Annotated in this window: 12 protein-coding genes and 1 tRNA gene; 6 read left to right on the top strand and 7 right to left on the bottom strand. The window is 65.3% G+C overall.

Going from position 1 to position 14,694, the window contains the following annotated elements:
• Positions 1–4 precede the first annotated feature (4 nt).
• The 3 genes from flgK to ABFX29_RS13280 are packed head-to-tail and all read left to right on the top strand — an operon-like array spanning position 5 to position 2,704.
• Entirely contained in the window at positions 5–1,405 is a 1,401-nt protein-coding gene (gene flgK / locus ABFX29_RS13290) for a flagellar hook-associated protein FlgK (RefSeq protein WP_152228870.1), read from the top strand.
• 4 nt (positions 1,406–1,409) lie between these two features.
• Positions 1,410–2,309, top strand: coding sequence for a flagellin N-terminal helical domain-containing protein (locus ABFX29_RS13285; protein ID WP_246167643.1), 900 nt, complete (start codon positions 1,410–1,412; stop codon positions 2,307–2,309).
• Positions 2,306–2,704, top strand: a complete 399-nt coding sequence (locus tag ABFX29_RS13280; RefSeq protein WP_152228871.1) for a flagellar assembly protein FliW — start codon at positions 2,306–2,308, stop codon at positions 2,702–2,704. The genes ABFX29_RS13285 and ABFX29_RS13280 overlap by 4 nt, the downstream gene beginning before the upstream one ends.
• A gap of 95 nt (positions 2,705–2,799) precedes the next feature.
• Here the strand turns inward: ABFX29_RS13280 and ABFX29_RS13275 are convergent, their stop codons facing one another.
• The 7 genes from ABFX29_RS13275 to ABFX29_RS13245 all read right to left on the bottom strand — a co-directional run bounded on the left by ABFX29_RS13275 (position 2,800) and on the right by ABFX29_RS13245 (position 9,012).
• Positions 2,800–3,636, bottom strand: coding sequence for an aldo/keto reductase (locus tag ABFX29_RS13275; RefSeq protein ID WP_152228872.1), 837 nt, complete (start codon positions 3,634–3,636; stop codon positions 2,800–2,802).
• Positions 3,637–3,734: 98 nt separating this feature from the next.
• Positions 3,735–4,193 (bottom strand): hypothetical protein, encoded by a 459-nt coding sequence (locus ABFX29_RS13270; RefSeq protein ID WP_152228873.1) that lies wholly within the window; start codon positions 4,191–4,193, stop codon positions 3,735–3,737.
• 24 nt (positions 4,194–4,217) lie between these two features.
• Complete coding sequence (locus ABFX29_RS13265; protein WP_152228874.1) at positions 4,218–4,940, bottom strand: bacterial proteasome activator family protein; 723 nt, start codon at positions 4,938–4,940, stop codon at positions 4,218–4,220.
• A 41-nt stretch (positions 4,941–4,981) separates the two neighbouring features.
• Positions 4,982–5,233, bottom strand: coding sequence for a hypothetical protein (locus tag ABFX29_RS13260; RefSeq protein WP_152228875.1), 252 nt, complete (start codon positions 5,231–5,233; stop codon positions 4,982–4,984).
• 132 nt (positions 5,234–5,365) lie between these two features.
• Positions 5,366–5,557, bottom strand: coding sequence for a YbdD/YjiX family protein (locus ABFX29_RS13255; protein ID WP_152228936.1), 192 nt, complete (start codon positions 5,555–5,557; stop codon positions 5,366–5,368).
• Complete coding sequence (locus ABFX29_RS13250) at positions 5,557–7,854, bottom strand: carbon starvation CstA family protein (protein ID WP_152228876.1); 2,298 nt, start codon at positions 7,852–7,854, stop codon at positions 5,557–5,559. The genes ABFX29_RS13255 and ABFX29_RS13250 overlap by 1 nt, the downstream gene beginning before the upstream one ends.
• 180 nt (positions 7,855–8,034) lie before the next feature.
• Entirely contained in the window at positions 8,035–9,012 is a 978-nt protein-coding gene (locus tag ABFX29_RS13245; protein ID WP_152228877.1) for an NAD(P)H-quinone oxidoreductase, read from the bottom strand.
• 66 nt (positions 9,013–9,078) lie between these two features.
• On the opposite strand from ABFX29_RS13245, the gene ABFX29_RS13240 reads away from it, so the two are divergent.
• The 3 genes from ABFX29_RS13240 (at position 9,079) to ABFX29_RS13230 (ending at position 14,674) form a co-directional block, all read left to right on the top strand.
• Positions 9,079–9,166 (top strand) — tRNA-Ser (locus ABFX29_RS13240).
• Between the two features lie 234 nt (positions 9,167–9,400).
• Complete coding sequence (locus ABFX29_RS13235; protein WP_152228878.1) at positions 9,401–9,973, top strand: septum formation family protein; 573 nt, start codon at positions 9,401–9,403, stop codon at positions 9,971–9,973.
• A gap of 219 nt (positions 9,974–10,192) precedes the next feature.
• Positions 10,193–14,674 (top strand): ExeM/NucH family extracellular endonuclease, encoded by a 4,482-nt coding sequence (locus ABFX29_RS13230; protein ID WP_152228879.1) that lies wholly within the window; start codon positions 10,193–10,195, stop codon positions 14,672–14,674.
• The last annotated feature ends 20 nt before the right edge of the window (positions 14,675–14,694 follow it).

The raw sequence follows: 14,694 nt of genomic DNA, 5'->3' as shown, positions 1-14,694 counted from the left end.
CGCCATGAGCACCTTCAGCGGCCTGAACACCGCCTACACCGGTCTGAGCGCGGCCCGCAAGGGACTCGACGTCGTCGGCCAGAACATCGCCAACGTCAACACTCCCGGTTACACCCGCCAGCGGGTCACTACCTCCGCCATGGGCGGGGCAGCCATCACCGGCAAGTTCGCCACGGGTGCCCGAGTGGGCCAGGGCGTGTCAGTTGACGGCATCGCACGGCTGGGCAGCATGCAGCTGGACACCAGGGTGCGGGCAACCGCCGCAGCATCGGGTTTCTCCGCAGTGCGGGCCAATGCACTTGCAGGACTTGAAACCAGCCTCAACGAACCCGGCAAGAACGGCATCTCCGCCTCGCTCACCGAGTTCTGGGCCGCCTGGCAAGGAGTTGCCAACAAGCCCGGGAATGAAGCGGCTGCCACTGCGCTGATCGGGCAGGCCACCATCCTCGCCACGCAGGTGGCCACCGGCTACAACTCCGTGAAGGAACAGTGGACGGACGCGCACAAGCAGCTGAGGGACATGGAAGCAGAGCTGAACGGCACCGCCTCCCAGATCGCCTCGCTCAACGCGCAGATCCGCACCACGCTGGCCTCAGGCGGCACCGCCAACGAACTCATTGACCAGCGGAACGCGCTGACCACCACCATCGCCGCCCTGGCCGGCGGTACCGTCCGCGATTCAGGCAACGGCATGGTGGACGTGCTGATCGACGGCAACGCAATCGTTTCAGGCGACCTCGTCCGGCCGGTGAAGGTTGCCGGCGGCGACGCTATGGGCGGAGAGGCTCCGCGGCTTGAGTGGGCGCACCGGCCCGGAAGCAACATGGCTGCCAGCGGCGAAATCGCCGGTGTGCTGAGCGTCCTGGCCCCGGCAGCCGACGGCGGGATCCTCGCCTCTGCTGCGGAGGACTACAACAAGTTCGCCCGGAAGCTGGCCAGCGCCGTGAACGCCGAGCACAACGGCGGCATCAACACGGCCGGGGTCGCGGTGGGCAACTTCTTCAGCCACGACACCGACCCGGCGGCGCTCTCGCTCAAGGTGGTGCCGGCCAACGCTGCGGGCATCGCCACAGGCGCTGCGAACCAGGGCAACCTGGACAGCTCGATCGCAGACAAGATCGCCCAGCTGGGAACGGGCCCGGAATCCCCCGACTCCGCCTGGGCAAACATCGTCAGCGGCATCGGTGCCAGCACCCGCGTGGAGATGCAGCAGGCGGAACTCGCCGGCGTCGCGGCCTCTGCCGCCGTCGGCATGCAGCTCTCCAACTCCTCCGTGGACCTGGACGAAGAGAACTTGAATCTGCTGGCCTACCAGCACGCCTACCAGGGCGCGGCGCGAGTCATGACTGCCATCGACGAAATGCTCGACACCCTCATCAACCGCACCGGCATTGTGGGAAGGTAACCCCGTGATCACCCGCACCTCAAACCTGATGCTGACGCGCAACGCTCAGCAGAACCTCCAGGCGAATATGTCCCGGCTGGCCAAACTCCAGGAGCAGGCCCAGACCTCCGCCGCCATCACCCGGCCGTCAGACAATCCCGCCGGAACCGCCGATGCCCTGAAAGTGCGCGCAGAAATGCGTGCCAACACCGCGTACAAGAGCAACATCTCGGACGCGAACAGCTGGCTGGCCACTCTCGACAATGCGCTGACCCGCACGAACGACATCCTGACGCGGATCAAGGACCTGTCGATCACTGCAGCTACGGCAACAACGACGGCGGCAAGCAAGGCTGCGATCGCCACTGAGATCGAAGGGCTCAAGAAGGACCTGCTCGGACAGGCCAACACCTCCTATCTGGGCCGGAGCATTTTCGCAGGGAACTCCGACGCCGGTTCCGCCGTCGTGGAGAATTCACCGGTGCCGCCTGCCACAGCACCGACCTACACCTTCAACGGCGTCGGCCACGGCCCCGTGAACCGCCGGATTGATGCCAACACCGTGGTCCGCGTCGACGCCAGCGCCAGCGAGGTCTTTGGTGACGTGTTCACCAAACTCGATTCCCTGGTCGCAGACCTGCGGGACAACGGCAACATCAGCACCCACCTGGCCGGCATTGATGAGAGCATCAACACCGTGCTCACTTCGCAGACCGACGTCGGTATCCGCCACGCCCGTGTCCTGAAAGCAGAGGAAACCAACTTGGAGCAGTCCGTCAGCCTGGAGGCCCGGCGCTCCGGCATCGAGGACCTCGATACGGCACAGGTCATCCTGGACCTGAAGCTTCAGGAACTTGCCTACCAGTCTTCCCTGGCTGTCACGGCGAAGGTCCTCCAGCCCACCCTGATGGACTTCCTGCGATGAGCACAGTGACCCCGGTATCCTTCCTGGCGCCGCCTCCCGGCCTTGAACCGCTGACCGAGTTTGCGCTGGAAGACATCGACGGCGCCAGCGGACTGTATTCCCTCACGGGGACGGACATCTCGGCCGGCGTGCGGCGGTTCTACGCGATTGACGCCGCGGTTTACCTGCCGGAGTACAACCCGGAAATCTCCGACGAGCAGGCCCGCCAGCTTCAGCTGGAGGACCCGGCCGATGCCCGTGTCCTGGTGGTCGCGAACCCGTCCGATGCCGGTACCACGGTGAACCTGCTGGCTCCGGTGATCGTGAACACCCGGACCTGGCAGTGCGCCCAGGTGATCCTCGAGGGCCGGGACCTCCCGCTCCGGGCACCGTTGGAAGCCGTCGCCGCCGCGTAGCCCCTTCCTTCCCGTTCATCCCCATCGAGATAGCAGAAAGTGCACGTCCCAGCGCTGAGACGTGCACTTTCTGCTATCTCGTTTTTGAGTGAGAGTTAGGCGAAGTCGGACGTTGCCGGATCCGCGCCGAAGCGGGTGCCGTTGTCCAGGGCGTTGATTGCCTGGATGTCCTCGTCGGAGAGCTTGAGGTCCAGTGCGGCCCAGTTCTCGCGGATGCGGGACTCGGTGACGGACTTCGGGATCACGATGTTGCCCAGTGCCAGGTGCCAGGCGATGACCACCTGTGCCGGCGTGGCGCCGTCGTACTTTGCTGCAATGTCCTTAAGCACAGCGTCATCCAGCAGGCCCTGGCCGGAGCCGAGCGGCGAGTAGGACTGGTGCTTGATGTTGTGCTTGGCCTCGAACTCGCGCAGTTCGGCCTGGGCCAGGTACGGGTGGGTCTCCACCTGGTTCAGGACGGGGACGACGCCGGTGGCGTCGATGATCTCCTGCAGGGCTTCGACGGTGAAGTTGCAGACGCCGATGGACTTGACCCGGCCGGACTTCTGCAGCTCGACGAGGGCCTTCCAGGTGTCCACGTACTTGCCCTGCTTCGGCTGCAGCCAGTGGATCAGGTACAGGTCCAGGTACTCAAGGCCGAGGCGCTCCATGGAGGCGTCGAAGGCTGCCAGGGTTTCTTCGTAGCCCTGGTCTGCGTTCCAGACCTTGGTGGTGATGAACATGTCTTCACGCGGCACGCTGGATGCGGCGATGGCGCGGCCCACGCCTGCTTCGTTGCCGTAGATCTTGGCGGTGTCGATGTGGCGGTAGCCGGCCTCGAAAGCCATGCCCACGGTCTTTTCCGCGAGTTCGTCCTCGACCCGCCAGACGCCGTAGCCGAGCTGGGGAATGGTGTTGCCGTCATTAAAGGTGACGAGTGGAGATGTAGTCATGGTCACCATCCTCCACCCGGTGGCCCGGTCCCGCTGACCAAAAGGCCCGGTGTTTGCTGGACGCGAAATCGCAGCTTTTACTCTCGCAGCGGGAATGCCTAGGTTCGGGAGGCAGCCAGGACCCGTTCCGCCTCTGCAACGTCTTCCTCCACCAGAGCCGCGCGGCGACGAACATTTTCCACTCCGGCGGAGGCAATGCCCCACCGCTCACCCTCCAGGCGGGACATGGCCGCGGCTTCTGCGGCGGCTGCCAGTGAATTGCCGGAACGGGAAAGTGCCCGGTGCACGGCGATCAGCCCGCCGGGAATGTCCTGGCCGGAGCTGGGAAGCTGTTTCTGGGCTCCGGCACAGACCGCCCGGACCCGTGGGAGCAGGCCAGCCAGGTTGTTGGCGACCAGGGCCAGCTCGTTGTACAGGGCGTCGTCCTCGACCCCTTCCAGCATCTGGTGGTACCGGTCCAAGCCCCGGGTGAAGCGGTCGTGGGCGCGGCGCCACACACCCTTGCCGAGTTCGGTGTCGTCCTTGCGCCCCTGGCGGGCTGCTGCGAAAAGTGCCATCCTGCGGGAAATTCTACAGATACTCTACAAATACTGCCCCGGGCCGGCGTGGGGTTCCACGCGCGCACCCGCACCCGGCTGCTGTCCGGGCTGAGCGGCGGTACCTGTTCGCCTCGGTTCGCCGTTCTCGCCAACCACTATGCCGGGGGCCAGCACTGTGCCCGGAGGCAGTTGGCGCAGCTGAAGCCTGCTCTGAAGCTGCTGGTTGGCGGTCTGCTGGGCTGCGATCGCCGTCTGGATGCCGCGGAAGAGGCCTTCGAGCCACCCAACCAGCTGGGCCTGCGCAATGCGCAGCTCGGCATCCGTGGGGGTGGTGTCATCCGGGAACGGCAGGTTGATCCGCTCGAGTTCGGTCACCAGCTCCGGGGCCAGTCCGTCGTAGAGCTCCTTAAGGGAGCGCTCATGGATTTCAGCGAGCCGGTTCCGTGCCGCGTCGTCCAGCGGGGCGTTGCGGACCTCCTCCAGCAGCTGCTTGATCATGGTCCCTATCCGCATGACCTTGGCTGGCTCATCGACGAGCTCATTGAGTTTGGCCGGCCCTGATCTGCCCTCGTCAGACGGATGGGCAACTGCGGAATCGGGGGACTGTTCGCCGGTACCGGTTCCGGACTGGCCGGCACTGACCTGGCCCGGGGCGTGGGCCTGCTGGTCCGTCCCGTCCCGGTCAGGGGATTCCGGCGGCCTGGCGTCGGGTCCGCCGGAATTCCCCGGCCCGGCTGCGCCCGCTGATCCGCTCTGTTCAGTCATGAATTAATGCTCTCACGCCCGGTCCCGGTTGGTCCGGGGTGCTAGTCGCTTTCCAGCTCTTCCTCGCGCATTTGTGCATACTCACCGTCCGGGCTGAGCCCGGCCGCGTACTGGCCGGCGTTCAACTGCCCTGCCGTGTAGTGGTGCTCGTCGAACTCCGGGCCTGCCTCGGCATCCTGGGGAAGTCCGGCGTCCTCGGCCAGGTGTTCGTCCTCGTTGTCCGGTTCGGGCAGCGGGAGGCTGATGTCTTCGCGCAGGTGGGGGTCTTCGGGAAGGTCCTTGTTCTCTGCCATTCCCCCAGCAAAGCAGTATCCCCGAACCGTCTCAACCCTCTCTCCCAACCACCGAGAGGCCAGTTGCGGCTCTTTTCAGGGCTGAAACGAGCCGTAACTGGCCTCTCTATGAGGGGGGAGGCTGCTACCGCATCAGCAGCAGCGTCCGCCGGGGTTGGCGTCCTGCCGGTCCATCTTGTCCCGCCAGAATTCCCGCTCGGTCAGCGGCGGGGAGGAACAGCCCGACGCCGCGTGGTGGGCTTGGTATTTACGGTAAGCGTCCTCCCCCATCACGTCACGGAAGAAGCGGATGAATCCGCGCAGCTGCCCGACGACGGCGGTCATCAGTGCCCCGCCGGTGCCGGTTTTTTGTCCTCCGGCAACGCGTCCCACTGCGCCTGGAGTTCCTTCTCCTGCGGCGTGGCCAGGAAGCCTGCCGGGGCGAAGGTCCGCGACGGCACGGCAGGATCCTCGGCGCTCGGCGCACCCCCGGAACGGTAGGAGCGAACCGAGGCAATGACGGCGGTGATGATCACGATGATCGCCAGGGTCACGAACAGGATGGACAGGACACCCTGCACGAAGGTGTTCCGGACCACCGCTTCCATGGCCTCAACGGTCTTGGCCGTGCCGAAGCTGGTCTCTCCGGCGTCCAGGGCGTTGCGGAACGCGTTGTGCTGCGCCCAGTAACCCACGGCCGGGACCGGGGAGAAGATCTTGTACATCGAGGCCGTGATCGTAACGACGGAGGCGAAGGCCAGCGGCAGCACCACCACCCAGATGTACTTGAAGACGTTCTTCTTGGCCAGGATCGCCAGGCAGATGGCCAGTGCTATGGCCGCCAGCAGCTGGTTGGCAATGCCGAACAGCGGGAAGAGCGTGTTGATGCCGCCCAGCGGGTCCGTCACTCCCATGATCAGGATGGATCCCCACCCCGCCACCATGATGGCCGTACAGATCCAGGCGCCGGTGCGCCACCCCGTATCCCGGAACTTCGGCACGAAGTTCCCGATCGAGTCCTGCAGCATAAAGCGGGCAACGCGGGTGCCGGCGTCCACGGCGGTGAGGATGAACAGCGCCTCGAACATGATGGCGAAGTGGTACCAGAAGGCCATCATTGCCGGTCCGCCGATGAAACTCTGCATGATCATCGCCAGTCCGACTGCCAGCGTGGGCGCACCGCCGGTGCGCGAAACAATCGACTCTTCACCGACGTCGGATGCCAGGGAGGTGAGCATGTCCGGGGTGAGGTTCACGCCCACCAGACCCAGTGAGTTCACGAATGCAACGGCGCCCTCCACGGTTCCGCCGGTGGCGGCTGCGGAGGAGTTCATGGCGAAGTAGATCCCGCGGTCCAGGGAGATCGCTGCGACCAGGGCCATGATGGCCACGAAGGACTCCATCAGCATGCCTCCGTACCCAATGAAGCGGGTCTGGCGTTCCTTCATGATCATCTTCGGGGTGGTCCCGGAGGAGATCAGGGCGTGGAACCCGGAGAGCGCTCCGCACGCAATGGTGACGAACAGGAACGGGAAGAGCGGCCCGGCGACCACGGGACCGTCATCACGCGAGGCAAACTCGCTGAACGCGGGAACACTGATCTCCGGGCGGACGATGATGATGGCGACCGCGAGCATGACGATCGTGCCGATCTTCATGAACGTGGAGAGGTAGTCACGCGGTGCCAGGAGCAGCCAGACCGGCAGGACGGCGGCGATGAAGCCGTAGATGATGATGCCCCAGGCAATGGTCACCCGGTCCAGGGAGAAAATCGCGACGCCCCATTCGGTGTCGGCGATCCAGCCGCCGCCTACGATCGCGAGCATCAGCAGGACAAAGCCGATGATGGAGACTTCGCTGACCTTTCCGGGGCGCAGGTAACGCAGGTACACGCCCATGAACAGGGCGATCGGGATGGTCATGGCCACGGAGAAGACACCCCAGGGGCTCTCCCCGAGGGCATTGACGACCACCAGCGCCAGGATGGCAACGATGATGATCATGATGGTCAGCGTGGCGATCAGCGCAGCAGTGCCGCCGATCAGGCCGAGTTCCTCGCGGGCCATCTGGCCCAGGGAACGGCCGCCGCGGCGCATGGAGAAGAACATAACCAGGTAGTCCTGGACGGCGCCGGCGAGGATGACGCCCACGATGATCCAGACAGTACCGGGCAGATAGCCCATCTGGGCGGCCAGGACGGGGCCTACCAGCGGGCCGGCTCCGGCGATCGCGGCAAAGTGGTGTCCATAGAGCACGCGCCGGTCGGTGGCGGCATAGTCTTTGCCGTCTGCCTTGTACTCCGCGGGCGTGGCCCTGCGGTCATTGGGCTTGAGCAGGTGCCGCTCGATGTACTTCGAGTAGAACCGGTACCCGATCAGGTACGTACAGACCGCTGCGAAAACGAACCAGATGGCATTGACCGTTTCGCCGCGGACGATCGCCAGCATGCTCCAGCTGACGCCGCCGAGCAGGGCGATGCCTACCCAAACCGCGATTTTCAGCGGGGTCCAGGTGCTGCGGCCTGCTTCGTCGTCATCGACGGCTACCGGCGGGAGGTCCGGATCCTGGACGAGGATGTCTGCGTCCCCGGCTGCGGGGTCCGGACGGTCCGGATCCCTCCGTCGCCGATTCTCTTCACTCATGGTGCTACCCCTTTGTCAGCAGTGCGGCCCTGCAGCAGCAGGGCGTGATGTGCGCCTGAGGGTAGCACCGGCGATGCGGTGTGGATCACATACACGCCGGAGTGTGCGGCACCGGCCGCCGAACGGTCCTGGTTTGGCGGCCGGCGGGCGGACACGGCAAGCCGGGAAGTGCTGCGGCGGCTAAACGGTAAGCAGGACCTTGCCGGTGTGCTGGCCGGAGTCGAAGTACTCGTGGGCGGCTGCTGCCTCGGCCAGCGGGAACGTGCGGTCCACCAGCGGTTTGACGCTTCCGTCCTTGATGAGCGGCCAGACATACTCCCCGACGGCCGCCATGATGGCGCTCTTTTCCTCCACGGGCCGTGCACGCAGCGTCGTTCCCATGACCGCACAGCGCTTGCGCATCAGCGCGTTGAGGTCCAGTTCCGCCCGGGTGCCGCCCTGCAGTCCGATGATCACCAGGCGGCCCGCGACGGCGAGCGCGTCCACGTTGCGCTGCAGGTACTTGGCGCCCATAACGTCCAGGATGACGTCCGCCCCGTGCCCGTTGGTGGCGGCGCGGACCTCTTCTACGAAGTCCTGTTCCTTGTAGTTGATCAGCACCTTGGCGCCGAGGCTGCGGGCGAGCTCCAGCTTTGCGGGGCTCGAGGCCGTCACCATGGGTACTGCTCCGAACGCAGCGACAAGCTGGATGGCCATGGTGCCGATACCGCCGGCGCCGCCGTGGATCAGCACATACTCGCCTTCACGCACTCCGGCGGCCATAAACAGGTTGGAGAAAACAGTTGCAGCAACTTCGGGCAGCGCGGCGGCAGTCACCAGGTCCATTTCCGGCGGGACCGGAAGCACCTGGCCTGCCGGGACTGCCACCTGCTCTGCGTAACCGCCGCCGGAGAGCAGGGCAACGACGTCGGCTCCCACTTCCAGCCCTTCGACGCCGGTGCCCACCGCGGCAACCCGCCCGGAGACTTCCAGGCCCGGATATTCAGGTGCCCCCGGGGGGACTGGATAGTTGCCCTGCCGCTGCAGTACGTCGGCCCGGTTGAGTCCCGCTGCGGCAACGTCGATGAGGACTTCACCGGGACCGGGGACGGGTGCGGGCACGTCGCGGGCGGCGAGGACCTCGGGGCCTCCTGGCTCGGTAATGACGATCGCTTTCATGATGCCTCCTGCGGAAGTGGGGAAGATTTTGGTGATTTGCGCTCATCTGCCAGACTACTAAGCGGAGGAAGGTTGTCCGAGCGGCCGATGGAGCTGGTCTTGAAAACCAGTGTGCGGTAACCCCGTACCAAGGGTTCGAATCCCTTACCTTCCGCTCATGCGGTGAAACAGCGAGTCCCCTCAGGGATGCAGCACTCCGTCAAAAAACGCCCCGGCCTGCAGACCGGGGCGTTTTTTCATGCCTTCCTCGATGCCAATGCATATTGCTCCCGGATGTTACTTTGCCGATTTATAAGCATGCTTGCGGCGCACATAGTCTCTTCTGGTGGTTTCCGGCCCATTGGGGGATGGAGAACCAAAACCAATCACCGCAGAAGGAGTTATTCGCATGAATTCCGCCCGCCAGGTACAACTGGCCCGCGCCGGAAAAGCCATCACGGCTGCCGCCTTTGCACTCGTGCTCGCAGGCTGCGGAGCCTCAGGCTCCACGGAAAAGGACGACCCGAAGTCCAGTGAGTCGCCCGCCGCGGCGTCGGCCTCGCCAAAAGCCGAGACCGTAGCCGATGAGGCAGCAGAGGAAGAGGTGTCTGCGGAAAGCGTCGACGCCGTCGACCTGAAGGTCGGAGACTGCCTGGTCGAGGACCCGGACGCTGAGGAGGTCGAAGCCGTAGACGTGCTTCCCTGCACCCAGCCGCATGACACTGAGGTCTACGCGGCCATGAAGATGGAAGCGGGAGCGTACCCGGGCGAGGAAGCCGTGGATACGGCTGCCCAGGACTTCTGCCTCGCTGAGTTCGAGCCCTACATCGGCACGGACTACTCCGTTTCCGCCTTGGACATTGGTTACCTGTCTCCTACCCCGTCGTCCTGGACGCTGGGGAATGACCGCGAGATCCTCTGCACCGTCTACCGCGTGGACGGCGAGAAGCTGAGCACCACGGTGAAGAACTCGAACGTCTAGTTCCATTCGCCCACAAAGGGGACCTAACCAAGCGGTTAGGTCCCCTTTCTCGTATTTGTCAATAGTTCCCTGCCGTTAGGCCACCAAAGGGGTGGAATTCATATGCCTGTCACCCCGGGGTGGTATCCAGAAGGAGTTCACCGCACCCCTTGCCGATCTACCAGGGCCACTACCGCGAGCCCCCACACCGGCATCCGTTCCCCAAAGGAGCAATGAGGCATGAGATTTACCCGATGGAGGGCAGCGCTGGGCACAGCACTGTCTGCCGGCCTGCTGGCCGCACCGCTGGCGGCACTGCCCGCCCACGCGGAGGAATTACCTTCCGGCGTCGTCATCAACGAGGCCTATCTGAGCGGGGGAAGCGCCAACGCCCCGTTCACCAACAAGTTCGTGGAGCTGTACAACCCCACCAGTGCTGCGGTCAGCCTGGACGGGTGGTCGCTGCAGTACCGTGCCGCAGGCAGCACCGGAGCACCCACCGGAATCGGCCGGCTCTCCGGGAGCATCCCGGCAGGCGGTTACTACCTGGTCCAGGGCGCCAGCAACGGCACCAACGGTGTTGCCCTGCCGGCAGCCGACGCAACGATTGGTGCGAGTTTCTCCGGAGCCTCAGGCACCCTGGTGCTCGCGAACCAGGCCGCCGCGGTGAACCCGCTGCCGGCTGGTTCCGTGACGGACCAGCCCGGCGTCGTGGATCTGCTCGGCTACGGCAGCTCCAACACCTTCGAGACAGCTCCGGCGGCCGCCCCGGCCGGGAACTCCGATCCGAAGTCCCTGAACCGCACCGGAGTCGCGGACACCAACAACAACGCTGCAGACTTCAAGCTCAGCACCTCCGTCACACCGACGAACACCGCGGGAACGGGAACCGTACCCGACCCTGAGCCCACCGATCCCGAACCGACTGATCCGGAGCCCACGGACCCTCCGGCCGGCACGATTGCCATCGCGGAGATCCAGGGCACCGGCGAGGCCAGCGCACTGGTTGGCCAGAATGTCACCACGCGCGGCAAGGTCACCGCCGCGTACCCGACCGGCGGATTCAGCGGCTATTACATCCAGACCCCGGGCTCCGGCGGCGAACTGGATCCGGCCACCCACACAGCCTCGGACGGCATCTTTGTCTTCTCCGCAGCCACAGTCGGCCAGGTCGCAGTCGGGGACTATGTCGAGGTCACCGGAACCGTCGGCGAATACTTCGGCCTGACCCAGCTCACCGTTCCTGCAGGCAGTATGACCAAGCTCAGCGAAGCAGCCGAAGAGGTCAAGCCGGCCACGGTTGCCTGGCCCGCAACGGACGCTGAGCGGGAAACCCTTGAAGGCATGCTGCTGGCACCGCAGGGCGAGTTCACCGTCACGGACAACTACACCCTGAACCAGTACGCGGAAATCGGCCTCGCTGCCGGCAGCGAGACGCTGGTGCAGCCCACCGCCGTCGCACCGGTTGGAACGCCGGAGCACGCTGCTGTAGTCGCCAATAATGCCGCCAGGGCGGTAAAGCTCGACGACGGCGCCACCACCAATTTCCTCTCGGCCGCCAACCAGTCCAAGCCGCTGCCGTACCTGACCTCCACCGATCCGGTGCGGATCGGGGCGCCGGTGTCCTTCACCACCAACGTGATCCTGGACTTCCGCAACAGCGCCTGGCGGTTCCAGCCGCTGGCCGAACTGACTCCCGCCAACGCGGAGACCGTCCAGCCGGCGTCGTTCGAAAACACCCGCACACCGGCACCGCAGAGTGTGGGCGGCAACCTGAAGCTCGCCGCCTTCAACGTGCTGAACTACTTCAGCACCACCGGTGATGACCTCTCCGGCTGCACCTACTACAACGACCGCTCCGGCGCTCCGGTCACCGTCCGCGGCGGCTGCGATGCCCGCGGCGCAGCCAACGAGGCGAACCTTGAACGCCAGCAGGCGAAAATCGTGGCAGCGATCAACGCCCTGGGCGCCGACGTCGTCGGCCTTATGGAGATTGAAAACTCCGCCGAACTGGGACAGGACCGGGACACTGCCCTGGCCCACCTCACCGAGGCGCTGAACGCAGCTGCACCGGGAACCTGGGACTACGTCCGCTCCCCCGCAGCCCTGCCGGACGACGAAGACGTAATCCGCACGGCGTTCATCTACCGGACCGCCACCGCCGAACCGGTGGGAGATTCGGTGATCCTGAACGATGAGACCGTGTTCTCCAATGCGCGTGAACCGCTGGCCCAGGCCTTCAAGCCGGCCGGCGGGGAAGACAGCGAAAGTTTCGTGGCGGTCGCGAACCACTTCAAGTCCAAGGGATCTGCACCGTCCAGCGGAGAGAATGCAGACAACGGACAGGGCGGCTGGAATGCCGACCGCGTCCGCCAGGCACAGGCCGTGACCGCGTTCGCTGACACGGTGGCGCAGGACGCCGGAACCGAGCGGGTCTTCCTGCTGGGCGACTTCAACTCCTACGCCGCAGAAGACCCCATGCAGGTCTTCGCCGACGCCGGCTACCTGAACCTCGGCAAGGCCACCGGCAAGCACTCATACGCCTTCAGCGGCCTGGTTGGATCCCTGGACCACATCCTGGCCTCGCCCGCTGCTGCGGAGGACGTCACAGGCACCGACATCTGGAACATCAACTCGGTTGAATCGATTGCCTTCGAGTACAGCCGGTACAACTACAACGCCACCGACTACTACGCAGCGGATCCCTACCGTTCCTCGGACCACGATCCGATCATCGTTGGGATGGACCTGACCCCGGCCGAGGCCGAGGTCACCGACCTGAACCTGCTCAACATTAACGATTTCCACGGCCGGATTGACGCCAACACCGTCAACTTCGCCGGAACCGTCGAGCAGCTCAAGGCCGCCGCACCCGAGGGCAGCTCGCTGTTCCTCTCCGCCGGCGACAACATCGGTGCATCCCTGTTCGCCTCCTCGGTACAGCAGGACCAGCCCACCATCGACGTCCTGAACGCGCTGGGCCTGCGGGCCTCGGCAGTGGGCAACCACGAGTTCGACGGCGGATTCGCGGACCTCACCGACCGTGTGGTTCCCGCCTCGGACTTCGAGTACCTGGGCGCCAACGTCTACCTCAAGGGCACCACCACCCCGGCGCTGCCGGAGTACACCATCCTGGACGTGAACGGCGTCAAGGTGGCCGTGATCGGCGCCGTCACCGAGGAAACCGGAACCCTGGTTTCCCCCGGCGGCATCGCCACCCTTGAGTTCGGCGACCCGGTGGAAGCAGTGAACCGCGTCGCTGAGCGTCTTGAAGCCGAGGGCCTCGCGGACGTCATCATCGCCGAATACCACGAGGGTGCTGGCTCGGGAACACCCGACGGCGCCACCTTGGAGGAGGAGATCGCCGGCGGCGGTGCCTTTGCGGAGATCGTGACGGAAACCAGCGCACTGGTGGATGCCATCTACACCGGACACACCCACAAGCAGTATGCGTGGGACGCTCCGGTTCCGGGCGTTGAGGGCAAGACCCGTCCCATAGTCCAGACCGGTTCCTACGGCGAGTTCATCGGCCAGATCGAGCTGGCGTACAACGCCGAGACTGACGAGGTGCTCTCCTACACCGCAGGCAACGTGGCCCGTACCACCACGCCCGCGGCGGATCTGGTGGCAGCGTACCCCGCGGTTGCCGAGGTCAAGCGGATTGTCGACGCCGCACTGGCGTTCGCTGCCGAGGTCGGCAACCAGCCGATCGGCTTGGTCACGGCGGACATCACCACGGCCTTCGCCGGCACATCCCGCGATGACCGCGGCAACGAATCCACCCTGGGCAACCTGGTGGCAGATTCGCTGCTCTCCTCCCTTGGCTCACCCGAGCGCGGCGGGGCCGAAATCGGCGTCGTCAATCCCGGCGGGCTGCGGGCTGAGCTGTACTACGGTGAGGACGGCGTGATCACCTACGCCGAAGCCAACGCAGTATTGCCGTTCGTGAACAACCTGTGGACCACCACCCTCACCGGCGCGCAGCTGAAGTCGGTGCTGGAGGAACAGTGGCAGCCGGACGGAAGTTCCCGGACCTTCCTGGCACTGGGACTTTCCGACAACGTGACCTACACCTACGATCCGGACCAGCCGCGCGGCTCCCGCATCCAGTCGGTCACCGTCAACGGTGAAGCGCTCGATCCCAACCGGGCCTACCGGGTAGGTACGTTCAGCTTCCTGGCCCAGGGCGGAGATAACTTCTCCACCTTTGCGCAGGGAACGGACACCCGTGACTCCGGACTGATCGACCGCGATGCGTGGATCAGCTACCTGCAGGCGAGCAGCCCGGTCTCCCCCGATTTCGCCCGCCAAGGTGTCATCGTCAAGGGTGCTCCCGCCACCGCGCAGGCCGGTTCCAGTGTCACCTTCACGGTAGACAAGCTGGACCTGACCTCGCTGGGCAGCCCGGCTAACACCACGCTGGCCGTCAGCTGGGTCCCGGCCGGTGGAACCGCCGTCGCGCTGGGATCCGTTCCGGTAACGGCCGGTGCCGCCAGCGTCACCGCCGCCATTCCGGCGTCGGCGTCCGGCCCCGGTGCCCTGGTGCTGACCGCGGATCCCTCCGGCACCACAGTGAGCATCCCGGTCACCGTGGATGAAGCACCGCAGCAGCCCACCTGTGTCCGTCCCGTCCCGCCGAAGAACTGGTGGGATGTCCGGGGCTGGCTCAAGTACGCGGTGGACTACGCCCGGTACCTGATCTGCACGATCAGCCGCGGCTAGCCCGCACCGGCTAGGCAATA

It is taken from the genome of Arthrobacter gandavensis, from assembly GCF_039528575.1.
In the GTDB taxonomy this organism is placed as follows: domain Bacteria; phylum Actinomycetota; class Actinomycetes; order Actinomycetales; family Micrococcaceae; genus Arthrobacter_B; species Arthrobacter_B citreus_B.
Note: the sequence above shows the minus strand (reverse complement) of the source record. Positions and strands in the feature narration are given on the sequence as shown.